The 24,023-nt window shown below is 51.5% G+C and carries 18 protein-coding genes; 7 read left to right on the top strand and 11 right to left on the bottom strand.

Going from position 1 to position 24,023, the window contains the following annotated elements:
- Nucleotides 1-10 precede the first annotated feature (10 nt).
- From DFR42_RS10490 to DFR42_RS10505, 4 genes are all read left to right on the top strand, one after another.
- Nucleotides 11-1,921, top strand: coding sequence for a glycoside hydrolase family 28 protein (locus DFR42_RS10490; RefSeq protein ID WP_245936907.1), 1,911 nt, complete (start codon nucleotides 11-13; stop codon nucleotides 1,919-1,921).
- Between the two features lie 65 nt (nucleotides 1,922-1,986).
- Nucleotides 1,987-2,796, top strand: coding sequence for a rhamnogalacturonan acetylesterase (locus DFR42_RS10495; RefSeq protein WP_110254891.1), 810 nt, complete (start codon nucleotides 1,987-1,989; stop codon nucleotides 2,794-2,796).
- A 44-nt stretch (nucleotides 2,797-2,840) separates the two neighbouring features.
- Nucleotides 2,841-5,501, top strand: a complete 2,661-nt coding sequence (locus DFR42_RS10500) for a pectinesterase family protein (RefSeq protein WP_110255021.1) — start codon at nucleotides 2,841-2,843, stop codon at nucleotides 5,499-5,501.
- Nucleotides 5,502-5,552: 51 nt separating this feature from the next.
- The gene (locus DFR42_RS10505) at nucleotides 5,553-7,436 is read left to right on the top strand and encodes a glycoside hydrolase family 28 protein (RefSeq protein ID WP_110254892.1); all 1,884 of its coding nucleotides are present in this window, start codon (nucleotides 5,553-5,555) and stop codon (nucleotides 7,434-7,436) included.
- Between the two features lie 68 nt (nucleotides 7,437-7,504).
- Here the strand turns inward: DFR42_RS10505 and DFR42_RS10510 are convergent, their stop codons facing one another.
- The 6 genes from DFR42_RS10510 to DFR42_RS10535 form a co-directional block, all read right to left on the bottom strand.
- Nucleotides 7,505-8,398, bottom strand: coding sequence for an SMP-30/gluconolactonase/LRE family protein (locus DFR42_RS10510; RefSeq protein WP_211324236.1), 894 nt, complete (start codon nucleotides 8,396-8,398; stop codon nucleotides 7,505-7,507).
- Nucleotides 8,399-8,602: 204 nt separating this feature from the next.
- Entirely contained in the window at nucleotides 8,603-9,970 is a 1,368-nt protein-coding gene (locus tag DFR42_RS10515) for an MFS transporter (RefSeq protein ID WP_110254893.1), read from the bottom strand.
- A gap of 92 nt (nucleotides 9,971-10,062) precedes the next feature.
- Complete coding sequence (locus tag DFR42_RS10520) at nucleotides 10,063-11,643, bottom strand: aldehyde dehydrogenase (NADP(+)) (RefSeq protein WP_110254894.1); 1,581 nt, start codon at nucleotides 11,641-11,643, stop codon at nucleotides 10,063-10,065.
- Between the two features lie 23 nt (nucleotides 11,644-11,666).
- Complete coding sequence (gene kdgD, locus DFR42_RS10525) at nucleotides 11,667-12,578, bottom strand: 5-dehydro-4-deoxyglucarate dehydratase (RefSeq protein WP_110254895.1); 912 nt, start codon at nucleotides 12,576-12,578, stop codon at nucleotides 11,667-11,669.
- A 362-nt stretch (nucleotides 12,579-12,940) separates the two neighbouring features.
- The gene (locus DFR42_RS10530) at nucleotides 12,941-13,705 is read right to left on the bottom strand and encodes a FadR/GntR family transcriptional regulator (protein ID WP_110254896.1); all 765 of its coding nucleotides are present in this window, start codon (nucleotides 13,703-13,705) and stop codon (nucleotides 12,941-12,943) included.
- Between the two features lie 105 nt (nucleotides 13,706-13,810).
- Nucleotides 13,811-15,112 carry a TolB family protein gene (locus tag DFR42_RS10535; protein ID WP_146218820.1) on the bottom strand — a complete coding sequence of 434 codons (1,302 nt, stop codon included), beginning with the start codon at nucleotides 15,110-15,112 and terminating at the stop codon, nucleotides 13,811-13,813.
- A 229-nt stretch (nucleotides 15,113-15,341) separates the two neighbouring features.
- Here DFR42_RS10535 and DFR42_RS10540 point away from each other — a divergent pair, with 229 nt between their 5' ends.
- Both DFR42_RS10540 and DFR42_RS10545 read left to right on the top strand, forming a co-directional pair.
- Nucleotides 15,342-15,944, top strand: a complete 603-nt coding sequence (locus DFR42_RS10540; protein WP_110254898.1) for a hypothetical protein — start codon at nucleotides 15,342-15,344, stop codon at nucleotides 15,942-15,944.
- 60 nt (nucleotides 15,945-16,004) lie between these two features.
- Nucleotides 16,005-17,027 (top strand): DUF2804 domain-containing protein, encoded by a 1,023-nt coding sequence (locus DFR42_RS10545; protein ID WP_110254899.1) that lies wholly within the window; start codon nucleotides 16,005-16,007, stop codon nucleotides 17,025-17,027.
- A gap of 9 nt (nucleotides 17,028-17,036) precedes the next feature.
- Here DFR42_RS10545 and DFR42_RS10550 read toward each other — a convergent pair whose 3' ends face one another.
- The 3 genes from DFR42_RS10550 to DFR42_RS10560 form a co-directional block, all read right to left on the bottom strand.
- Nucleotides 17,037-18,467 carry a trypsin-like peptidase domain-containing protein gene (locus DFR42_RS10550; protein ID WP_110254900.1) on the bottom strand — a complete coding sequence of 477 codons (1,431 nt, stop codon included), beginning with the start codon at nucleotides 18,465-18,467 and terminating at the stop codon, nucleotides 17,037-17,039.
- Between the two features lie 172 nt (nucleotides 18,468-18,639).
- On the bottom strand, nucleotides 18,640-19,050 hold the full coding sequence (locus DFR42_RS10555) for a hypothetical protein (protein WP_110254901.1): 411 nt from the start codon (nucleotides 19,048-19,050) through the stop codon (nucleotides 18,640-18,642).
- Entirely contained in the window at nucleotides 19,047-20,465 is a 1,419-nt protein-coding gene (locus DFR42_RS10560; protein WP_110255023.1) for an ammonium transporter, read from the bottom strand. The genes DFR42_RS10555 and DFR42_RS10560 overlap by 4 nt, the downstream gene beginning before the upstream one ends.
- Before the next feature lie 365 nt (nucleotides 20,466-20,830).
- Here DFR42_RS10560 and DFR42_RS10565 point away from each other — a divergent pair, with 365 nt between their 5' ends.
- Nucleotides 20,831-21,334, top strand: coding sequence for a YHS domain-containing (seleno)protein (locus tag DFR42_RS10565; RefSeq protein WP_110255024.1), 504 nt, complete (start codon nucleotides 20,831-20,833; stop codon nucleotides 21,332-21,334).
- A gap of 70 nt (nucleotides 21,335-21,404) precedes the next feature.
- Here DFR42_RS10565 and DFR42_RS10570 read toward each other — a convergent pair whose 3' ends face one another.
- Both DFR42_RS10570 and rlmF read right to left on the bottom strand, forming a co-directional pair.
- Nucleotides 21,405-22,649, bottom strand: coding sequence for a nitronate monooxygenase (locus DFR42_RS10570; RefSeq protein WP_110254902.1), 1,245 nt, complete (start codon nucleotides 22,647-22,649; stop codon nucleotides 21,405-21,407).
- 206 nt (nucleotides 22,650-22,855) lie between these two features.
- Nucleotides 22,856-23,869, bottom strand: a complete 1,014-nt coding sequence (gene rlmF / locus DFR42_RS10575; protein ID WP_110254903.1) for a 23S rRNA (adenine(1618)-N(6))-methyltransferase RlmF — start codon at nucleotides 23,867-23,869, stop codon at nucleotides 22,856-22,858.
- Nucleotides 23,870-24,023 lie beyond the last annotated feature (154 nt).

The raw sequence follows: 24,023 nt of genomic DNA on the forward strand, positions 1-24,023 counted from the left end.
TGGAGCCATGATGCAAAACAGTAATCTGAAAAACGGTTTGAATTTAAGTATGAGCGTGAGTATGAAGCGCCGCAGTTTCCTGCAAGCGGCGTCTGCCGGTGGTTTATTGCTGGGTAGTGGCATGACAGCCAGTGCTATGGCTGCCGCTGCTGGCAAAAAAGATCCCTGGAAGCAGGCACAGGACATCATCAACCGTTTTGCCAAACCCATACAGTTCCGCAAGGAAGATTTCCTTATCACCAGTTTTGGTGCGGAAACCTGCCAGGTCGTGCCCACTGTGGCCTGGGTTTCCTTTGTTGAAAAAGCCAATCTGTCTACACCGGCCAAGGGTTCGAAAGACTGCTACCCCGCGATTGCTGACGCTATCGCGGCATGCCATAAGGCAGGTGGTGGTAGGGTTGTGATCCCGGCGGGTAACTGGTATTGCGCAGGGCCTATCGTATTGCTATCGAATGTCAATGTACATTTGCAGGCCGGTGCGCATGTCTACTTCAGCAATGACCCGGCTGACTACGCAAAATACGGTAAATTCAATTGCGGCAAGAATGGTAATTTATCGATGACGCGCTGGGAAGGTAATGACTGCCTGAACTTTTCGTCCATGGTCTATGCGTTTGGACAAAACAATATCGCCCTGACTGGCGAAGACTGGACTGCCATACTCGACGGCCAGGCTGGTGTCGATTTCCCGGATAACCCGTATTGCTGGTGGTCCTGGAAAGGCAGGGAAAAACCAAATACCAGCGGCGACATCGCCGCAGGCAATAGTGGCAACTATGTCAAACATGTCAAAGGCGAGACTGAAGTTTCTCTGAACCCGCTGAACCCGACTTCTTTGCAGGAAGTTGCACCACATCTGAGTGCACAAGAAGCCAGTTTCATCCAGGGTGAGGGCGACAAATGGCGTCGTGATTCCAATTACCTGCGTGCACTGGCAGAAGCCCGTGTACCTGCAGAAAAACGTGTTTTCGGTATGGGGCATTTCTTGCGGCCACATATGGTGCAATTCATCAGTTGCACGAATGTGCTGTTCCAGGGCTATCAGGTGACCAATACGCCATTCTGGCAACATAATCCTGTGAATTGCCGCAACGTGCATGTGAAGAATATCTATGCCAATAGCATAGGCCCGAACAGCGATGGTTTTGATCCTGAATCCTGCGACCATGTATTGATAGAAGACTCTACATTCGATACCGGTGACGATTGCATTGCAGTTGATTCTGGCAAGGGGCCGGACATACAGTATGGTCCTTCACAAAATATCGTGATCCAGAATTGTAAGATGCATAGCGGCCACGGTGCCATGACTTTTGGCAGCATCATGTCTGGCGGTATACAAAATGTGTTTGCGCAAAACCTGGTATTTGAAAACAGCCACTGGAAAACTGATCCGCTGAATATTGCGATCAGGCTGAAATCAAATATGAGCCGCGGCGGCTTCTTGCGCAATCTGCATATACGCAATATCACGGTGCCCAATGGCATACGCACCACGCCTGCGTTTTATTCGACCTTGCCAGGCTCGGCCATCCCTACCAAATCAGTGGCGACATCGGCTGGCGGCATCATCACCATTGATTGTGGTTATGACCCCATCAATGACAATGTACGTACACGTCCACCGGTGGTGTCCGATATCCATATCTCGAATGTCAAAGTGGCCAATGTCGATACCAAGGATGGCAAGTTCTCTTGCTATCAGGCGATAGTCATACTTGGGCCAGTGGCAAGCGACTATAACGGTACGGCTAAACCGGCACCACATATTGTTCCTGTCACTAATGTCACTATTACTGATTGCGATTTGGGTACGCCTGCCAATGCAGCCAATCCTCTGTATCTGTACAACGTCAAGGGCCTGACCCTGAAGAATGTCAGAATAGGTGACACTATCCATAACAAGACCTTGTCTGCCTAGACTTTAGGAAAATCACGGGGTCTGCTTGCAGGCCCCGTTTTTATAGTAAAGATCAAGAGTATTCCATGAAATCATTTCTCCGCTCTGTCGCCTTGACTGCGATCAGTGCCATGCTGGTTTGCGCTTGCAGCCAGCCCAGGCAAGCTGAATCCCAGTCTGGCAAGGCAGTCCGCATCATCCTGGTGGGTGACTCCACCATGGCCACAAAAAGCGGCTATGGTGATGCCCTGTGCCAGCGTTTCAAACCTGATGTGACTTGTCTGAATCTGGCCAAAGGCGGGCGCAGTTCTGGCAGTTATCGCGCAGAAGGTTCGTGGGAAGTGGTACAAAAACTCATGGCCAGCAATGCTCAGTTCAGCCAGACACTGGTGCTGATACAGTTTGGGCATAATGACCAGCCCGGCAAGCTCGGGCGCTCGACGGATCTGGCGACAGAATTCCCCGTCAATATGGCAGGCTATGTCGATGAATTGCAAGCTGCCGGTGCGCAGACAGTATTGCTGACACCCTTGACCAGGCGCAGTTTCAAAGGCACGCAACTGCAAAATGACTTGCGCCCCTGGGCAGATGCCAGCATCAAGGTGGCGACAGGCAAACATGTACCCTCCATCGATTTGAATGCCATCAGCTATAAGGCCGTGCAAGCCATGGGCGAGGCCGAGGCTGATACCCTGGCAATGGCACCACCACCTTCTGCACAGCCAGCTACAGCAACTGATCTGGCCAACATAGAAAAAGCAGGCGCTGCAAAATCTGCTTTTGACCGTACCCATCTGGGTAATAAGGGTGCGACATATTTCTCTGGCATGGTCTTGAAAGAATTACTGCTGGTTGCGCCTGCCTTGCAATCGCATGTGAGTGCAGAGAGCAAATGATGAGTCAGCACAAGTATCTCCCCGCAACTTGCGTTGCTGCTGTCATGACAGCTTTGTTATTTTCTGGCACTGCAAATGCGCAAGATAGTCGTCAGGTAAAAGAGCCACAGACGCCAGCTATTTGCATTGTCTTGGCCGCACAGATGGAGAGTGGCAAAGCGGGGGCTGAAAGCCGCGCACCAGATACCCAGCTTTTGCAGACCGCGATAGATGCCTGCCGACCCGGGCAGGCAGTACGCTTGCGCAGTCGCAATGGCAAGACTGCATTCGTATCCGGCGCTTTGCAATTGCGTAGCGGCGTTTCACTGTTGATTGATTCTGGTGTCACGCTGTATGCATCCACCCGTCCACTGGACTATGACCGTGGTGCTGGCACTTGTGGCACAAATGATGACAAGGGTAAAGGCTGCAAGCCCTTCATCACCATTGACCATGCCAAAGGCAGCGGTATTTATGGCGAAGGCGTGATTGACGGACAGGGGGGAGAGCGTATCAGTGGTAAAGAAGAAAGCTGGTGGCAAATTGCCCGTAGAGCGCAGAGAGAAAACAATCGTCAGAATGTGCCAAGGCTGATAGAAATCACACAGTCGAATGACATCACCCTGCACAATATCACTTTGCGTAACTCCCCTAATTTCCATGTCACCCTCAACCAGGTAGATGGCTTTACTGCCTGGGGTGTGCGCATAGACACGCCTGCCAATGCCAGAAATACTGATGGCATAGACCCGATCTCATCGCGCAATATCACGATTGCCAATAGTTATATCCGCACCGGTGATGATAATGTCGCCATCAAGGCGGGCAATAATGGGCCTACAGAAAATATCACCATACGCAATAATCATTTCTATTCCGGTCATGGTATGTCCATAGGCAGTGAAACCAATGGTGGTGTCAGCAATGTGCTGATAGAAAATCTCAGCATGGATGGCACGACTTCAGGCCTGCGCATCAAGAGTGATATCTCACGCGGTGGCCTGGTGCAAAACATCAGCTATCGCAATGTATGCATACGCAATGTAAAAGCACCTATCGATTTTGATACGCATTATGGAAAAACAGCGACTGGCGATCTGATACCTCAGTACCGCAATATCAAGCTGGAACATGTGCAGTCACTGACACCTGGCAAGATCATATTGCGTGGCTACGACGCTGCTCGCCCCATACAGTTCGCATTGCAAGACGTCAGTGTGGCAGATAAAAGTAGCAGCCAGTTTGAACATGTGCAATTGGCTGGAAGCGACAAAGTTATCTTTGATAGCCTTGCAGCCAACCCCCAGCAATGCACGCAGGCATTTGCCGCCTATCCTGAACTGCAAACTGTTAGCAAACGTCCTCAACTTGATGCGCAGACAGCCAGAGACTTTGCTTATGCCGAGGTATTGAAATACGCAGGCTTGCCAGGCAAGGAACAGATATCACCATGGGATCCCAGGTCTGAACCCATCGCTGCTGATCCGCAATTGACGCCTGACTACATCGTCGATGCTAATGCTGTACCAGATGGTGTCAGGATATTCAGGCAAGTGCAGGCCGCTGTCAATCAGGCGATTACCGATTTGGATAAAGGCAAGACCAGCAGGCAGCGTATCCATATCTTCATCAAACCAGGTACTTACCGTGAGCTGGTGTATGTGCCGGATACTACCGTTCCAATTACCCTGTATGGCAGCGACGCTGCAACTACCCGTATCACTGTCAATCTCGATGCTGCAACCACTGGTAGCAGCTACACTGCGCAATTTTCTGCACAGTTTTCTGGCACACATCAAAGCATCAAGGCCATGCATGAAGGTTTGAAAGACAGGCCCACACTCGGTACTTTTGGCACTGCCGTATTGTGGGTTAAAAGCCCCGGCTTCCAGGCAAAAAACCTGACTATAGAAAATGCCTACAACAAGGATAAGGGTAATGCGCGGGCAGATTGCCAGCCAGGTAATTGTCCCGATGAAAATAGCATCTATGCGCGCAGCCAGATGGTGCATCACCAGGCTCTGGCCGTCATGCTGGATGGCGCAGACAAGTCGCATTTCGACGGCGTGCGCATGCTGGGTTTCCAGGATACCTTGTATATGAAGTCAGGCAAGGATGGCCAGACTGCCAGGCAGTTTTTCCAGCGCTCTTACATAGAAGGCGATGTGGATTTTATTTTTGGTGATGCCACGGCCTATTTCTTTGAGACGGAAATCAAAACCCTGGGTGAGCGCAACTCATCCTATGTAGGTGCGCCCAGCACCAATGTGAAATCACGCTATGGTTTTGTCTTCGATCATTGCCGCTTTACTCACGATGGTAGCAGCCATGCCCTTGCAGGTAAATTCAGCCTGGCCCGCCAATGGTTTCATAATGAGCGCTGCACACCCTATGCACCCGTGCCTGTCCCTGGTTATGACTGCCAGATAGGTGAGGTGGATCAATTCAATTCACCCACTGGCACGATCAGGCGGCAGACGCTGGAATCGGTAGGCAAGATGGTGGTCATGAATTCTGTGATAGGCGCGCATATCAATAAAAAGCAGCCGTGGTCAGACTGGAACAAGAAAGGCACCTTGCCTTATCGCCCTGCGCAATTTTCCAGTGATGATTACTGGGCAAATTTGCTCGCTGCCAAAATCGACCCGATCAAGCAAATGGGCTATGCCGGACCGTTTTCGCCGGTACGCATATTTCTGGCTGAATTTAATAATACTGAAGAGTGAGTCCGTGACTGGTTTACACGCAGGCTCAGCAACAAGCACAAGAGAGACAATATGAAACAGGAAAAACAAAAGCCATCAAGCCAGACTGCACGCCGCAGTTTTATGAAGAAAATGTCGCTGACTGGATTGTCCGCCACTGCTGGCAGCGCATTGCCTATGGGCCAGGCGCTTGCTGCGACCATGATAGAAGATCCCTGGCAAAAAGCCCAGGATATCGTGGATCGTCTCTCCCGGCCTTTGAAGTTTCGCAAGGCCGACTATCGCATCACCGATTTTGGCGCAGTCACCTGTGAATTGAAAAGCGTCAAAGCCTGGATATCCTATGAAGAACAGGCCAGCGTGCAAACGCCAGTGGCAAATTCCAAAGATATTTATCCAGCCATTACTCAGGCCATCAAGACCTGCCATGATGCTGGCGGTGGTCGCGTACTGGTGCCTGCCGGGAACTGGTATTGCGCCGGGCCTATTGTCTTATTGTCGAACGTGAACGTGCATTTGCTCAAAGGCGCGCACATCTATTTCAGCAACGACCCTGAGCATTATGCAAAATATGGCAGCTTTGATTGCGGGCCAAATGGCAAACTGGTGATTTCGCGCTGGCAGAGTAATGACTGCCTGAATTTTTCACCCATGGTATATGCCTATGGCCAGGACAATATCGCCCTGACTGGCGATGACTGGACCAGCATACTTGATGGTCAGGGTGGTGTGCCCTTTGATCAAAATGGCGATTGCTGGTGGACCTGGAAGGGCAAGCAAAAAACCATCAATTCAGTCGGACAAAACACCAGTCCCAATTACAAGCATGGCAAGCGTTCTGAAAATACGGCGAATGACTTGAACGCCACCAGTCTGGAAAAAATTGCGCCACAAGTCGATGAAAAACACAGGCTGCGCATACAGGGTGACAATGACAAGTGGCGCGCCGATGCAAATTACCTGCCATCCCTGTCAGAAGCTGGCGTGCCTTTGGGTAAGCGCATCTTTGGCATGGGACATAATCTGCGTCCACCCATGATACAGTTCATCAGTTGCACGAATGTGCTGATGCAAGGCTACCAGGTCAACCACACGCCTTTCTGGCAGCACCATCCTGTGCATTGCCGCAATGTTGTGATACGCAATGTGCTGGCAAAAAGCCATGGCCCCAACAGCGATGGTTTTGACCCTGAAGCCTGTGACCATGTGCTGGTTGAATCCTGCACCTTTGATTCTGGTGATGATTGCATCGCCATCAAGGCAGGCAAGAATCTTGATACCCAGTATGGTCCATCACAAAATATCGTCATCCAGAATTGCACCATGCAAAGCGGCCACGGTGCGGTGACACTGGGTAGTGAAATGGCGGGTGGCATACAGAATGTCTATGCACAAAATCTCTTGTTCGAGAATATGCACTGGGCTACCAATCCCTTGAATACGGCGATACGTCTGAAGACGAATATGAACCGCGGTGGTTATCTGAAAAATTTCTATGTGCGCAATATCACGATACCGAATGGCGTACAGACCAGCCCGTCTTTTTATACCTCATTGCCTGGTTCACCGATACAGTCAAAGACGGTGGCTACAGCAGCCGGTGCGGTGATTACTTTTGATTGCGATTATGCGCCCGTCAGTGACAATGTCAGGACCAGGCCACCAGTCGTGACGAATGTACATATCTCGAATATCAAGGTGGGTAATGTCACGACAAAAAATGGCAAGTTCTCCTGCTTCCAGGCCATTGTCATTCTTGGGCCCGTCGCGTCTGACTATAATGGCGACGACAAGAATCCCATGATCTTCCCTGTCACCAACGTGAGCATCAGTGACTGCCAGTTTGGCACGCCAGTGAATGCTGCCAGCCCCCTGTATCTGTATAACGTGCAGGGTCTGGAATTGAAGAATGTACAGATAGATGACAAGCTGCACAATTCTGTATTGTCAGCGTAAAAAAATGCGCATAAGAGAAAATCTCTTATGCGCTCAAGTACCGCCGCGCTTTTCTACGAGACGAAAATTTAACTGGCAAATCTTGTTTCTGCCACCCCTGCCACTCCAGGCCTGACCAGCACCAGCGTGCCTGCCCACTGGTCATGTTCTACCTTGCCAGCACCGATGGAAGTGACCAGCAGTGTGCTCATATCCGGCCCGCCAAATGTGCACATGGCGGGTTTGTTCATGGGCAATGCAATGCTCCTGTCGAGTTTGCCTGCAGGTGTGAAGCGCAGCAGACAGGCGCCATCATTGCCGCATATCCAGTAACATCCATCGACATCCATGGCAGCACCATCAGGGCGGCCTGCCATGGGTTTCATGTCGGCAAAGACACGCTTATTATGTGGCAGGCCTTCTGCGACATCGTAGTCAAATGCCCAGATAGTCTGGCTGGCAGGATGCGAGTCAGACAGATACATGGTCTTGCCATCCGGTGACCAGGCCAGGCCATTTTGTGTCAACAGATTACTGACAACGGGGGCAGACAAACCCGACTCATGCGTATAGCGATATAGCTGACCTACGGCTTTTGCTGCAGCCATGTCCATGAACATGGTGCCGCTCCAGAAGCGCCCCTGACGATCACAGCGACCATCATTAAAACGCATGCCAGCACCCAGTTCTTCCGGCGCCGCCAGCCTGGTTTGTATGACATGAGAATCATTGCCCAGATGCAGGCTGAAAATACCGCTTTCCATGCCTGCAATAAAATTACCGTCCTCCTGCAAGGCGATGCAGGCCACCATTTCCGTGGTATGCCATGAGCGTAGCTGGCCGGAACGGGCATCAAGTTTCCAGATGGTTTTTGCTGGTATGTCTACCCAATACCAGGCTGCCTGTTCTGCATGCCACAAAGGGCTTTCACCGACGATGCAACTGACATCTGGTATTGAGACTATGTGAGAAGTTTGAGTCATGTAGTAAGTAATAAAATTCATTTAATTGTAACTTGCGCAAAATTGTCCCAGCAAGGCTATCGCCTTAGAAAACATCTCTTGCAAGAGATGTTCGTTTCGCTGGCAGACAACATGTTGTCTGAAACCCCAACTGCACCGTAGCGGCGAAGACAGTACTTTAGTACGACTAGGCGCTACAACGCAGCTGGGGCGGTTTTGCGCAAGTTACAGATCAGTAATTTCTTTGTGGGTAGGTACCAGTGTCTTCATCATGCCCCAGGCCAGCAAATAGGCTACAGCGCAGAATGCAAACATGATGGTGTAACCAGTCTGGATTTGACCAAGCTGACCGTAATAGTCAAACAGCCAGCCACCGGTCTTGGATACCAGCACACCACCCAGACCACCCGCCATGCCGCCTATGCCGACGATGGAAGCCACCGACTTTTTCGGGAACATGTCAGAGACCGTCGTGAACAGATTGGCTGACCAGGCCTGGTGCGCAGAAGTGCCTATGCCTATCAGCAATACTGGCACCCAAAAGCCGAGGTAGCCGAATGGTTGCGCCAGCAGAACCACCAGAGGAAACAAGGCGATCACCAGCATGGCTTTCATGCGGCCATTATAGGCACTGTCACCTTTGCGCATGAAATAACTGGGGAACCAGCCACCTCCTATACTGCCTATCATGGTCATGCTATACAAGACAGCCAGTGGCACCACGATATCCGTTTTTTGCATCTTGTATTGTGCTTCCAGATATTTGGGCAGCCAGAACAGGAAAAACCACCAGACTCCATCTGTCATGAATTTGCCGATGACAAAGGCCCAGGTTTGTTTGTAAGACAGCAGTTTGAACCAGGATATTTTTTGTGCTGGCTCGTTGCTATTAACTTCAATAACCTGGGTGTCGCCGCTATTGATGTAAGCGAGTTCTGCTGCAGACAGGTATTTTTGTTTTTCCGGTTTTTCATAAAACAACTGCCAGAATATCATCCATAAAAAACCTATCGCACCAATGATGATGAACGCCGCCTGCCAGCCCCATAACTCGGCAATCAGGGGTACGGTCAGTGGTGCCAGGATAGCCCCAATGTTGGCGCCGGAATTAAAAATGCCAGTGGCCAGAGAACGTTCATGCTTGGGGAAATATTCGGCAGTTGCCTTGATCGCTGCAGGAAAATTGCCTGCCTCACCAAATGCCAGCACAGCCCTGGATATCATGAAACCCGCGACTGATACCGGTATGACGGCCAGGCCCAGGGCAGTAAATACCGATGCCAGTCCTTCCCCCCAGAGTATGGAGTAGGCATGCATGATGGCACCGAGAGACCAGACCGCAATCGCCAGCAGATAAGCTTGCTTGGTGCCTATCTTGTCGATGAGTCTACCGGCAAACAGCATGGATATCGCATACACAAACTGAAAGGCTGCAGTGATATTGGCATAGTCGGTATTGGTCCAGCCAAATTCTTTGGACAGATCAGGTGCCAGCAGGCTGAGTACCTGTCTGTCGAGGTAGTTGACGGTAGTGGCGAAAAACAGCAGGGCGCAAATCGTCCACCGGTATTTTCCTATAGATTGTTGGCTCATGCGAGCGTCTCCATTTTTATAATTTGTTTTGTCATGCTACACATCTATGTGTGCTTTTTGCATGAGCTTGACTTGTACAGTAAGCAGTATGCTCAGGATGCCAGCGTCAATTTGCCATCCATCATACGTGCGACTTGCAGTGGATTGTTATCTTGCAGTGCTGCTGGCAACAAATCTGCCGGAAAACCCTGATAACAAACCGGACGCAGGAAACGCTCTATCGCTGCAGCGCCAACGGAAGTGCTGCGGCTATCGGAGGTTGCCGGGAAAGGGCCGCCGTGTACCATGGCATGGGCCACTTCCACGCCGGTAGGAAAGCCATTGAACAAGATGCGCCCGGCTTTCTTTTCCAGCACTGGCAAGAGCTTCCTGGCCTGTGCATGATCGTCGCTTATGGCATGTACCGTTGCTGTCAACTGGCCTTCGAGAGATGAAGCGACGGCGATGACTTCCTCAAAATCCTTGCATAAAATAGCAATGGAAGAAGGACCAAAGATTTCTTCCTGCAAGGCAGGCGTAGTCAGGAAAGTAGTACCCGAGCAAACCGACAATACGGCCTGTGCCGCACATACTGATTCTGCTTGCTGGCCTTTGGCGACCAGTTGCAATTGGCTTATCTCAGCAAGATGGCTGGTGCCTTTGAGATAGGCCTGATGTATGCCAGGCGTCAGCATGGTTGCCGCATGCTTGTCTTCCAGCGCCCTGGCAGCATCTTGCAGGAACTGGCGTGCCGCTGCGCTTTCTATGGCAATCACCAGTCCTGGATTGGTACAGAACTGGCCCGCACCCAGCGTCAGTGAATCGACAAAATTTTTCGCCAGTGTTGTGGTTTGTGATGCCAGTGCCTGATCGAGCAAGAATACCGGATTGATACTGCTCATCTCTGCATAGACCGGGATAGGCTCTTTCCTCTGACTGGCCGTTTTCACCAGGGCCAGACCGCCGGAACGGGAGCCCGTGAAACCCACGGCCTTGATGGCTGCATGGGCAACCAGTTGCTGACCAACCTGGCTGCCTGCGCCTATCAGCATGGAAAACACGCCTTCATGCAGTGCGCAATCTGCTACTGCTCTTTGTATCACGCGGCCTACCAGTTCCGAAGTGCCAAGGTGGGCATTATGCGCCTTGACGACGACCGGGCAGCCAGCAGCCAGGGCAGAAGCAGTATCGCCACCGGCGACTGAAAACGCCAGAGGGAAATTGCTGGCACCGAATACAGCAACCGGGCCAAGCGCAATCTTTTGCAGGCGCAGGTCAGGCCGTGGTGGAGCGCGTTCAGGCAGGGCGCTATCTATGGTTGCATCCAGCCAGTGACCGTCGCGTACTACCTTGGCAAACAGGCGTAATTGATTAACGGTACGGCCACGCTCGCCTTCGAGGCGAGCGACAGGCAAGCCGGTTTCCTGTGCTGCGCGTTCTATCAGTACCGGCCCCAGGTCCATGATGCCAGTGGCTATCGCTTCCAGAAAGCGCGCTCTTTGTTCCAGACTGGTGGTGCGATAACTATCGAAAGCCTGTTCTGCCAGCAGACAAGCCTGCTCAACTTCGTCTGTGATGGCAAAGCCAAAGACAGGCTCGATTTCCTGATTGATGGATGGGTCTATGGCTTTGGCATTGCCTGCCAGACCAAACACGACTTTTTTACCGATCAGCATTTGCCCGGTGATTTGCATACTGTACTCCCTTACTTCTGAATTTATTGTGGGCCTTGTGCCAGGATCAGTTTATGCAGCATCGCATCTTCTTCTTCCGTCAGGTCAGTCAGCGGTGCACGTACCGGGCCAGCGCTATGGCCCACCAGACGCGCACCCGCCTTGACGATACTGACAGCATAACCAGCCTTGCGATTGCGAATTTCCAGATATGGCAGGAAAAACTGGTCGAGCAGGCGATTCGATGTGGCATGGTCGTCAGCAGCGATGGCATGGTAAAAATCCATGGCCAGCTTGGGCATGAAGTTGAACACGGCAGAAGAATACACTGGCGTACCCAAAGCCTTGTAGGCAGCGGCATACACTTCTGCAGTAGGCAAGCCGCCAAGATAACTGAAGCGATCGCCCATGCGACGCCAGATCGATACCATCAATTCGATATCGCCTATGCCATCCTTGAAGCCGATGAGGTTGGGGCAGCGTGCGGCCAGCTTTTCCAGCGAGTCAGCAGTCAGGCGGCAATTGCCGCGGTTATATACAACCACGCCAAATTTTACTGATGCGCAGACTTCTTCTACGTGACGGATCAGGCCATCCTGACTGGCTTCAGTCAGATAATGTGGCAACAACAAGATGCCGTGCGCACCCAGACATTCTGCTTCCTGTGCATAGGCGATAGCCTGGCGGGTAGGGCCGCCAGCACCAGCCAGGATAGGTACTTTGCCACGGCAAGTATCTACCGCAGTCTTGATGATGTCTGAATATTCACCGCCAGTCAGCGAGAAAAATTCACCCGTGCCGCCAGCAGCAAACAGGGCACTGGCGCCATAGGGTGCCAGCCACTCCAGGCGTTCTGCATAAGTTCTGGCATTGAAATCGCCAGCCGCATCAAAGTCAGTCAAGGGAAAGGACAGCAAGCCAGAGGACAGGATTTGTTTCAGTTCTTGAGGATGCATGGTGGCTCCGGAAATGGCAACCTGGACAGCGTCTTGACCAGGTTTGATGGTTTTTAAAAAGTAAGTGTGTGCGTCATTGCTAAATTAAGTCATACGTCATCGTACAACTTAAAATGAGAGATCGCAAGAAAACTTTCCTAAACTTTCCCAAAATGTGAAAGTGCTGTGGTTTGACAGGGGTAGGTTGGCAATGACCAGGTCTGGTCCGGGCCTGACGTTGGTCCGCTATATGCAGACTTGAATCTGCATGAAATCATGCTTGCCACGCTTTCATGGACTGGACTGATCTCAGCCTCGGATAGTGTTGAAGCAGGTGGTTCAGTTTGAGATGGGGCAGAGGATGTACCCTGATATGGCCAGAATTATTCCGGCGTTGCCTCTATGCGCTGTTGCGCCTGACGCAATCTTTCTCGGCTATTGCTGAGATGGGTGCGCATCGCAGCCCTGGCAGCTTCCTGGTCTTTGCGCAAGATGGCAAGGTAGATATCTTCATGCTCGCGGTTGACTCTTTCCAGGTAATTATTGCTGGCATTGCTGCTGCCATCGAGGGCCAGCATGGCAGATTTCAGTCTGGCGCGCGGGATGATGGTAGTGCCAAGATTGCTGAGGATGTCAACAAAATAACGGTTGCCGGTAGACTGCGCGATCAGCAGATGAAAGCGTACATCGGCATTTACAGAGGCATTTTCTTCAGTCTTGTTGCTGAGGATATCTTCCAGCGCCTTGCCCAGCGCTAATGCCTGATCTTCGGTACGGCGTGCTGCCGCCAGCCAGGCAGCTTCAGTTTCCAGGCTGATCCTGAGTTCCAGTATATCCAGTACATCCCTGACGGTGACGATGGCTTCACGCAACATGCCATTGCTGGCCTGGCTGGGTTCGAGTATGAAAGTACCTATGCCATGGCGGGTTTGTACCAGCCCGGCTGCCTGCAGATGCGATATGGCTTCCCGCACCACGGTGCGACTGACATCATACAAGGCCATGATGGCTGATTCGGTAGGCAGCTTGTCACCTGGCTTCAGCGCACCACTCTTGATATTATTGCTGATACTTTCAACAACTCCCTGGGACAGGCTTTTATGCCGCCTTTTGGCAGGGAGGGTGCTGGTGTAGTCTGGAGTGTCCATGTTGTGGCTGCTTGCATGAGGTAGTAAAGGGATTTTAACTCAAAACAAGCAGAATAGATGTATGACAACCTATGACAGCTAAAGTATCCGTGGTCAGTAGCTACTTTATTGGGCAATCACATCAGCCACCAGCTCGCTCTTCAGGATCAGGCTGGATTGCCTGCCATTACCCAGCAAGAAGACACCACGGCCGTTGGAATAAATGATGCTGCCATCGGCGCGCATATCATAGGAGACTACATTGGTGGCCAATACGGTTTCATGGCCCTGGCGATTACGGCTCACCAGTTGCCAAGAGGCTGGCACCAGTGAGGGGACGCCATTGATCATATTTTCTTTTTGCAGAGCTTTTTCTGCATCGATGCGCTTACCCTTCAGGATGATTTCCTTGAGGTCGGCATTCAAGGCCGGGCCAGATGCACTGGTCAAGGGCTTGCGGCTATACATCATGGAGAAAAAATTCAGGTAGTGAAACAGTGCGCGCAATAAACGGAAAGGGAAAAGCAAAACATCCAGCAGGGCATTGCTGGTTTCATACCTCGGTACTTCATAAGGTCGGCGTATGAAATGCAGATTACCTTGCGGGCATACCCGCGGATGCAGGTAATCATAGGTCGGGTCATCGAGTACTGGCGAGACCGAGCCAGTCTTCATATCCAGCATCTGTATGCTGGCATTTCCAAAAGCCAGGGTGATGCCGCTTTGATTGCGGGCGATGCCAGTGGATTGATACAGTATCTGTTTCTCTGCATCGGGTATCCAGCAGGGGCTGGTATCGAGGGTATCACCACCGGTCAGTTCGCGGTAGTCATCGCCTTCGCGATTAAGCATGACCAGATTGGCAATGCCGCCCTTGTTCATGGACGATGCCAGCAATCTGCCACTGGCCTGGTCCAGGTTCATGTCTGTCAATGCCAGGTTTTGCCTGTGCAGTATGCGCCTCTCCACTCCGGTTTCCAGCTCATAAGAAAACAGGCCACCCATGCCTGAGTCCTGCAAGAAATACAGGATGCGGCCTTGTTCATCAAATTGCATGGCCGTCGCATTGATATGCGCACCCTCGCCATTAAACTGGCGCATGGCACCGGAGGCTGACACGCCGAAACTGGTATTTTGTTTCCAGGCATTTCTTTCCCTGTGTTTTTCCATTTTATCCAGCATTTCCTGGACGTAAGGGCTGTGCAATTGCCTGACCTGGCCATGAGCGGCGCGGTAAAACAATTTACCTTCCGAAATAAATGCCACTGCCGTGCCCGGCGCGGCATTATCCAGCCTGCTTTGCTGGGCTGCATCATGCGGAATATTTTGCAGAGCCGGGGCAGCATGGCCTGACTTGTCTTTCTGCATGGCCTGATTGACGACATAGGCCAGCGCCAGCAAGACGATGATGATAATGAGTATATGCACAGCCAGTATCTCCTGTATTGCCTGCATAGTATGTCAAGCAGGCGCAAATCAATCGCAAAGCAATATTATGCATGCAAGTGATATCCGGCATGTAAGTCACGCTGTTTCAAGGCGTAACAGTCCGTCTGTACATATATGACAATTGTCACCTGCAAGTCCTGACACTTTGCTCTGATCAAATGGGTGGCCTTCATGGATACTGGCTCTACTTAAACAAGGAGTGTCCTTCATGACTGATTTCAATACCGCCACATTGTCGTCTTATTCTGCCCGCGCCAAGGGGGCAATGTTCTTTGCCATTTTTGGTACCGCCTGGCTGGCGTTGTGGAATCAGCGTGCCATGCAGGGTAAAGGACTGGGCTATCTGCTCATCGCCGCATGCGGCCTGGCTTTGCTTGTTCTGGCCATGCTGCGCCAGCGTCAGTATCAGGCGTTCGCTCCTGAAGATAATCCTGCTTCAAGAAGGGTTGCGCGCGTGTTCCACCTGATCAATGCAGCGCAATGGGTCATCATACTGGTAGCAGGAAATGTGCTTGCCAATCTTGGTTATGCAGACTGGGTCGTGCCCGTGGCCATGCTGGTCATCGGTTTGCACTTCCTGCCTTTATCCAGGCTGTTCAATGCACCTGGTCATTTCTGGCTTGGCTTGCTCATGAGCCTGTTTGCCATTGCTTATCCCTTCCTGCTTTCTGGCGGGCCTGCTGATCCTTATGGTTGCATGGGTGCTGGTTTGCTGTTGTGGGGCTATGCATGCTTGAAATTGTTGGCGATTCCGGCGGCAGTTCCAACGACAACTGCAACGACAACTTCGCGCAAACTGAATGCGTTTTGAAATAGACGCTCTAGACAAATTGCGGCAGAATCGCTGGCATATAAAAAAGATGAAGACACCATGCCAGCCAATTTCCTGCCGCCTGCCCCTGCACTAGTACTCAGCCCTGAAGGGCAGCCCAGATTTGGCAAATATGCTGGTGCGCCTCATGCCATAGACTGGTCCGGCCTGGCTTTGCCTCACAGACGTGGCAAGCTGTGGCAGACCCTGCACCACAAGCACTGGCATTATGTGGCATTGGCAACGGAAGAAATATTTTGCGGCATTGCCATCGTCGATGTAGGCTGGACCAATACGGCCTTTGCCTATGTGTTTGACAGGCAGGAAGGCAAGCTCATCGCCAGTTATTCTCAGGATGGTTTGCCTGGGCTGACAGCAAAACTGAACCCGCACCCGGCTGCAGGTGCTGCCTCGCAATTCCAGTTATTTGGCAAGAAAATCCGTTTCCAGCATTTATCTGAAAGTGAACAAGCTCAGGCGCAATTTCAGTTGCAACTGCAATGCGGCTCTTTTGTCATTGATGCCCTGCTTGATGCCAGCCAGGCCGCGCCTTCATTATTGGCGATAGGCGAAGTGCAGGGTGGTACGGTACATGCCACCGTCAAATCGGCAGGCATGCCACTGACCGGGGAGGTCAAGGTCGGGAATCGTAGTTTCAGCCTGCAAACAGGTACCGGCAGCTATGACCATAGCAATGGTTTTCTGGCACGTGAAACCGGCTGGCGCTGGGCTTCAGCGCATGCGCAGCATGTGGGATTTAATTTGCAGGCAGGCTATTTTGGCAGCAATGAAAATGCCCTATGGCTGGATGGCAAACTCATTGCCCTCGGTGCTGCACAGTTTGACTTTGATGCCAGCCAGGCTATGGCCGACTGGCATATTCATACTGATGATGGCTTACTGGACTTGTATTTCCGGCCCGAGGGTTTTCGTGCAGAAAACAAAAATCTGTTGATCGCCAGCAGCCGTTATCTGCAGCCCATAGGCCAATTCAGTGGCTGGGTCAGGGCCAGTATCGATAGTCCAAAGCGGCAGATAGAAAAACTGGTCGGTGTGACTGAAGACCATTTTTCGAAATGGTAGGCAACATACTTATCGACGGTTGCATACCATGCGGTCGGCCTTGCCAGGATTGACCACCAGTTTGTTATCCGTAAATTCTTCAACGATGCCAGAAATTCTGGCGCCTATGCTGAGTGACATAGATTTGCCGTCGAAAAGATAATTGCCAGAAAATTTCTTGCCATTCATGGTGCCGCTCAAGCGGGAATCTCTTTCAAACAGCACATCCATGCTGTAGCCAGTCAGTACGCCATAACAGTTCCAGAGGCCAAGAATTTTTGTGGCGGCTTGCTGGGCTGTTGAGGCTTGTGAATTGCCATCCCGGTTACTGTCCCTATTGCCTTCCCTGTTCCCTTCCAGGCTGTTCATGGTTATTGCGCCCACACTTTGATTGCTTGCCCGGCGGGTTGACATGGTGTTGATCCAGTCTGCAGGAACGGCGAAGTTCAGGTTTTGTCCCAGCTTGTGCTGGAAAGTGTTGATGCCTACCAGTTTGCCATAAGCATCAAACAAGCCACCTCCGCTGGACCCAGGTGAAATTGGCGCGGTGGTTTGTATCACCTTGCCGGTAGACAGAGGGCGCAAAGCAGAAACGATGCCATCACTGATCGTCAGGTCCAGGCCCAGTGGCGCACCAATGGCAAATACTTTTTGGCCTATGCGCAAGTTATCTGTGCTGCCCAGGGCCACCACTGGCGCATTGGCACCAGGGACGCTGAGGCGACATAAATCATATTCTTCATCCGCCATGATGACCGTGGCTGCCAGTAATTGCTTGCCTATTCGGGCCTTATATTGCACGCCACTGCGCGTTACATGGCAATTCGTGATCAGGACTTCGGGTGCGATCATGACACCGCTGCCTATCGCCACCTGTGTACCTATTGGTGAAAACACCTGGATGAGGGCGATACTGGGAGCGCGCAACGCATAAATTTCTTCGGCGGTTTTACCTGCTTCTGCATTAATGTTATTGCTGGCAACTGGCTCGGCTATCTGGCTTGGTGGTGCAGGTACGACTGCACGCAATGGTGGCTCTACTGGCGATGCAGGAGTGACTTCGCTATACACGGGCAATTCTTGTTGCCTGTTGCGTTCTTCTTTTTGTTTCACTGACCACCAGGTTGCTGCGGCTGCCAGCAGCACTGCCATTAAGGCTATCACGCTGATCCAGTTTCTGGCCGGGGCCGGTGTTGGGGTGACGGGTGCTGTTGCTTGCTGCTCCCTTGCTATGCTGGCCTGTGACCGCAAACTTTCCTGTCTGGCCAGGCGTGCATCATAACTGCTACGTTTTTGAGGTGTGGAAAGTAATTCGTAAGCCTCGCGCAAGATGACCTTTTTATTGTGGTCGTGCTGCGCCGTGCTGTCCAGCTCGGACATGGCATGCTGATAGGCCGCGCGTATCTGTTCCACAGTCGCGTCCTGCGGGACTGAGAGTATGTCGTAAAGAGTTTGTTTCATTACATGTCCAGAATAAAGGGCCTGCTTTTATCCTTTGCAGGAACAAGCTTTTTTCTGGGAATTGTAACTGAAGATGTGACAGAGCCCCAATTTAGTCGCTATCAGCGTTCACCCATGTTCACCAAAGCAAGGTATAGCTTGCCTACTGTCCATGCAAACAAGTGCTTTGTGCCTAGCGCAAGCGGCCTATATAAGTCTGGTCCACCATGGCATTGTGATCCAGCACTGGCATGCCAGCCAGCGGGCTTGTTTCTACCCTGCTATTGACCAGCATACCGGATGTGGAACTGGATTTTTTAGTGACCAGTCTGCTCAGCAAGGGATCGGTTGGTGGTGGCAGGATGAACAGGCCAGCTTCACCAAAGTAAATATCTTCCAGCTTGTGACAGATGTCATGCAAAGCTTCGTTTGGTAATTCCATGGCCAGATCAAGTATGGCGCGGCAATAAGCGGGATTGATGCGCATGTATTCTATGTCGGTCACGCGACCATTTTGCCGCCGCAAAATCACATGCAGACGTGCCATGAGTGAAAATGCCAGATTATCCGACATCGCATTTTGGACTAAGCTGCTGGTGCTCATAAGATATGCTCCCCATGAAGTTCAAGATCCAGTCCTTCTCTTTCCTGTTCTTTCGTAACGCGCAAGCCCAGGGTGATTTTCAGCAGCCATAAGATGAGGGCAGTCACCAGGCCAGAATAAATCACCGTGACGACGACGCCAAAAGCCTGCGTCGCCAGGCTTCCATCCGCCCCGCCTATGCTCTTCATGGCGAATACGCCAGTCAGCAGTGCGCCGACTATGCCACCTATCGCATGTACGCCAAATACGTCCAGCGAATCATCATAGCCGCCCATGGACTTGAGTGAAGTCGCACCCCAGTAACATGCCACTCCAGCCACTGCACCTATGACCAGTGCGCCGGTCAGATCAACAAAGCCAGATGCGGGTGTGATCGCCACCAGGCCAGCAACCGCACCAGAGACTATGCCCAGCACCGAGGGTTTGCCACGGCGCAGCCATTCCACCAGCATCCAGGCCAGTGCAGACATCGCAGTAGCCACCTGTGTCACCAGCATCGCCAATCCGGCGCGGCCATCTGCAGCACCGGCAGAACCAGCATTGAAACCAAACCAGCCTACCCACAGCAAAGATGCACCGACGGCTGTCAGCAATAAATTATGTGGTGGCATGGCTTCCTTGCCAAAACCCAGGCGTGGCCCGATGATCAATGCCGCCACTAGGCCAGATACTCCGGCATTGATATGCACCACAGTGCCACCGGCAAAATCCAGCACGCCACGCGCTGCCAGCCAGCCTGCCGGTTCCCATACCCAGTGGGCGACTGGCACATACACCAGCAAAGACCACAGACTGATGAACAGCAGCAGGGCAGAAAATTTCATGCGCTCCGCAAAGGCGCCAGTGATCAGGGCCGGGGTGATAATCGCAAACGTCATCTGGAACATCAGGAACACGCTCTCCGGTATCGTCGGCGCCAGTTGATGTACGCTGAGTTGCCCGGCTTCTTTCAGGAAACTCACGCCGTGCAGCATGAACCTGTCCATGCTGCCCAGATAAGGTGAACCCGCAGTGAACACCAGGCTATAGCCCAGCACCACCCATAAAATAGTCACGATGCAAGTGGTGGCCAGGCTGTGCGCCATCGTGCCCAGGGCATTTTTCTTGCGCACCATGCCAGTGTAAAACAGGGCCAGGCCGGGTATGGTCATCAACAATACCAGTCCAGTCGATGTCATCATCCAGGCGGTGTCGCCAGCGCTGATCTTGTCTGCGGCGATCATGCCTGGCTTGGTCATGGCTGGTGGCGTGGCCGCAGCCACTACAGGTGTTGTTGTGACACTTGCTACAGAACTGGCAGGCGCGGTTTCTTGTGCATAGCAGATGCCCCCATACAGGAAAAGGCTGATGGAGAAGAAAAATGAGAGGAAAAGTGAAACAGAAAGCGGGAAGCTGGAGAGCACGCGTATTTTCATCAGGCTGGCCTTTTCAAAAACATCGTCAATGACACACAAGCATGTGCATTGCAGCATTTTTCATGCCAAGGCTGATACCAGTACATTTGGTCTTGCTCGCAACTAATCAGGGAAAGAAATTGCTTGTGATACCAGCGCGGGCGGATGACTGCACCAAAATGTAAGCAAATATTTCTGCATGGCATGAGTTTGCACACAGAGGGTGCCAAATCAAATTCGATGGCATTTATTCCATTTTAAGGAATAATGAATTCAATCTTATGGTTATTCTTTACTTTGATGAACTGAATTAAAGTGCCCGTCATTCGCTGCGCATGAGCAAGGTGAATCTCAAATCCGCTTTCAACCATTTAAAGGAGCACGCCATGTCACTCACATCCATATCACGCACTTCCAGCAGCCTGGTCAGCAAAATCAAATTCATCTTCTTGTTAGCCGTAGCCGCATTATCACTGGCAGCAGTGCCAGGCGTCAGCGCAGCTGATACGGTCGCCAATAGCGTCATAGGTGCACGGGGCTACGATCTCACGACTTTCTTCACCAGTGAAAAACCGGCGCATGGTACAGGCCACCATGTAGCGACTGTGGATGGTGTAGATTACCTGTTCACCAGTGAAGAAAACAAAAAGACTTTCCAGGCGAACCCAGAGAAATACCTGCCAGCCTTTGGTGGTTACTGTGCTTATGGCGCTTCCATAGGCAAGAAATTTGTTGCAGACCCGGATGTGTATGACATCGTTGATAACAAACTCTACTTCAATCTCGACACCAAGATTCGTGCGATCTGGGCAAAGGATATTGCAGGCAATATCGATCTTGCAAAAACCAACTGGAAAACCATCGCCAGCAAGAAGCCATCTGAACTCTGATTGCTTGTGTACATAAAATACGCCGCTTAGCGAGCAGCTTAAGCGGCGTTATTTTGTTCAGATCAATAAATCAGACTGGCAAGGCAATCTGGTGATCAACACTGAATTGATAATCGCGGAATACATGTTCTGCACTCAGCAATTCATAAGTGCCGTCAGCCAGTTTACGGGTAGTGTCTTTCAGGCGATAAGTCGTCTGGCCGCAAGTCCAGCAATTGAAGTTGCGCATATGGGTACACAGGCAAGTCTTGTCCATGACCGAGACTTTCTTGGCATCCGGATTTGCCGCCACTTCACGGTTATAGGAAGTGATGTAAGCGCAATTGCCATTACCATCGAGCAGGTAACCATAGGATTCACAACCAGGGCGTATGCCATCACCTATCGCAGGCGTGTTTTTCAGCATGCGCATGGGGTAACCGGTAGGCGAAATATTATTGACTTCGATGTCGCCTTCACTGGCCTTGAAGTATTCCTGCTTCACACTATTGGGCAAGCCGCATTCCTTAGTGACAGTAAAGCGGGTCGCGACCTGTACACCGGCAGCACCGTTTTCCATGAAAGAGACAGCATCGCTACCTGTGAATATGCCACCGGCGGCGATCAGCGGGATATCCAGGTTTTCAGCTTTCAGGAACTGGACAATTTCAGTGATGATGGTTTGCAAATCATATTCAGCCCAGTCCAGGCCAAAACCCAGATGGCCACCAGCCAGCGGGCCTTCGACGATGACATAATCCGGCAGGCGGTTCAGGCGGGAATTCTTGCGCAGGAATAACTGCAAGGCACGTACTGAAGAAACGATGATGCCCAGCTTGGCATCGCGAAAACGCGGGTGGTCAGCGATCAGGCCAAAAGAACCCAGATGCAGGCCAGCACTCATGGTGATACCGTCAATACCCGCATCGAGTGAAGATTCCAGGCGCACTTTCAGGGTTTCACGCGGACCATTCATGGTCAGCTTTTCCATGCAGTTGACGAAAATCATGCCGGAACCCTGCTTGGCTTCCATGGTCTTGCCTACGTGCAGGCGGGTAGCCTCGGCCAGTTGATCCAGGTTGAACTTGATGTCAGTCTTGTCGGAGTTGTTAATATTATATTTGTAGAATTTTGTTTTTTCTTTAACAAAGCTGGTGTCGAAACGACGGTCAGAGACATCCTGCACCATGGCATCAGAAATATGGCCAATACCACCGAGACGTGCAGCAACCAGAGCCAGTTCAGCAGTGGAAATATCGACGCCCATGCCACCGATCATGATAGGAACCAGCTCATCTTTGCCCAGCTTCAGGCGGAAATCATCTACACGTTTCATTGTTATCCTTGACACATTTTGCTCAAAAGTAAATCACGCGATGCTATGCAATACTGCCACTTAGTATTCTTACTCTACAGATACATATTGCTTATTCAGGTTCATTCCGGCTTGCAAACCGGAAGACGAACGAGATTGTAAGCCAGGGCTAGTCGCTATAGCTAAGATTATATTCTGTACGGCAGCCAAATACGCTGTTACAGCATTCATTTCTTGCCATTTGACCAACGTAATTTAGCCCAGGCAGCTTGTTGACTTGCATTTAAGAAAGTCCAGGCGACCAAGCGACTCTCTTTATTGCCCTGGCTCATAATAATTGTTTTCTGATCACATGCCTTGACCTGCTTCAATGCCGCTTGGATTGCTGGCAGGTTTGCCGACTTTGATACCAGTGTCGAAAACCATAAAATTTTTGTGGGTATGGCAGCGCTTTCCCTGAGCATTCTCTCTATAAAAGCCAGTTCGCCGCCTACACACCAGAGTTCTGCTGCCTGGCCACCAAAGTTCAGCAAAGGCTCAGTGCTTGCTTCCGGCTGGGATGATGTGCCGGTTTTGTTCAGGTTTTCCCATTTCCGTACACTGCCTGCACGCGCTTCTTCTGCCGAAGCATGGAATGGCGGATTGCAGAGGCTGACATCAAACCAGTCATCCTCTGCGACTATACCCTTGAACAAGAATTGCGGATTAGCCTGATGGCGCAACTGTATCTGCCTGGCCAGAGCAGGATTGCGCTCAAGTATGGCCTGGGCATTGGCCAGCGATGCAGGATTGATATCGCTGGCACAAAACGACCAGCCATAGTCGCTGGCACCGAGCAGGGGGTAGATACAACTGGCACCTGTACCCAGGTCCAGGGCCACTACCTGTTTGCCTTTGGGAATGCGCCCCTGATTGCTGCCAGCCAGCAAATCAGCCAGATAATGCAGGTAGTCTGCCCTGCCGGGTACAGGCGGGCATAAATTCTCAGACGGAATATCCCAGTCGCGCACAGCGTAGCTGCTGTGCAATAAAGCCTTGTTGAGCAATTTGACTGCGAGCGGATCGGCAAAATTGATCGTCGCCAGGCCCGCCGGATTATTGCTGACGAGACTAGCCAGTGCCGGTTCAACCCGTATCAGGGCGGCGAAATCATACAAGCCCTGATGACGGTTGCGTGGATGAAACGGGCTTTTTGAGTCAGGCGAGGAGCCTGGCCTGTCAGTTTTTTTTCTTTGCGTCATGGGGAGGAAATTCCCGTACAAAGAACGGGTGATTTGATATGGATGGCATAGTGATGGCATTGTCCCATACCAGAGCAATGCCAGAATTGAATTTTTCATTGCAATCGAGCTAATGCAAACCGATACCTAAGTATGGAAAGACCCTGAAATGCCT

Source organism: Undibacterium pigrum, from assembly GCF_003201815.1.
GTDB lineage: Bacteria > Pseudomonadota > Gammaproteobacteria > Burkholderiales > Burkholderiaceae_D > Undibacterium > Undibacterium pigrum.

Coding starts and splice junctions, on each gene's coding strand:
- DFR42_RS10545 (WP_110254899.1), top strand. CDS start 16,005: ATGCCAGCCAATTTCCTGCCGCCTGCCCCTGCACTAGTACTCAGCCCT.
- rlmF (WP_110254903.1), bottom strand. CDS start 23,869: ATGACGCAAAGAAAAAAAACTGACAGGCCAGGCTCCTCGCCTGACTCA.
- DFR42_RS10495 (WP_110254891.1), top strand. CDS start 1,987: ATGAAATCATTTCTCCGCTCTGTCGCCTTGACTGCGATCAGTGCCATG.
- DFR42_RS10550 (WP_110254900.1), bottom strand. CDS start 18,467: ATGAAACAAACTCTTTACGACATACTCTCAGTCCCGCAGGACGCGACT.
- DFR42_RS10570 (WP_110254902.1), bottom strand. CDS start 22,649: ATGAAACGTGTAGATGATTTCCGCCTGAAGCTGGGCAAAGATGAGCTG.
- DFR42_RS10505 (WP_110254892.1), top strand. CDS start 5,553: ATGAAACAGGAAAAACAAAAGCCATCAAGCCAGACTGCACGCCGCAGT.
- DFR42_RS10560 (WP_110255023.1), bottom strand. CDS start 20,465: ATGAAAATACGCGTGCTCTCCAGCTTCCCGCTTTCTGTTTCACTTTTC.
- DFR42_RS10530 (WP_110254896.1), bottom strand. CDS start 13,705: ATGGACACTCCAGACTACACCAGCACCCTCCCTGCCAAAAGGCGGCAT.
- DFR42_RS10555 (WP_110254901.1), bottom strand. CDS start 19,050: ATGAGCACCAGCAGCTTAGTCCAAAATGCGATGTCGGATAATCTGGCA.
- DFR42_RS10565 (WP_110255024.1), top strand. CDS start 20,831: ATGTCACTCACATCCATATCACGCACTTCCAGCAGCCTGGTCAGCAAA.
- DFR42_RS10515 (WP_110254893.1), bottom strand. CDS start 9,970: ATGAGCCAACAATCTATAGGAAAATACCGGTGGACGATTTGCGCCCTG.
- DFR42_RS10520 (WP_110254894.1), bottom strand. CDS start 11,643: ATGCAAATCACCGGGCAAATGCTGATCGGTAAAAAAGTCGTGTTTGGT.
- DFR42_RS10540 (WP_110254898.1), top strand. CDS start 15,342: ATGACTGATTTCAATACCGCCACATTGTCGTCTTATTCTGCCCGCGCC.
- DFR42_RS10500 (WP_110255021.1), top strand. CDS start 2,841: ATGACAGCTTTGTTATTTTCTGGCACTGCAAATGCGCAAGATAGTCGT.
- kdgD (WP_110254895.1), bottom strand. CDS start 12,578: ATGCATCCTCAAGAACTGAAACAAATCCTGTCCTCTGGCTTGCTGTCC.
- DFR42_RS10510 (WP_211324236.1), bottom strand. CDS start 8,398: ATGACTCAAACTTCTCACATAGTCTCAATACCAGATGTCAGTTGCATC.
- DFR42_RS10490 (WP_245936907.1), top strand. CDS start 11: ATGCAAAACAGTAATCTGAAAAACGGTTTGAATTTAAGTATGAGCGTG.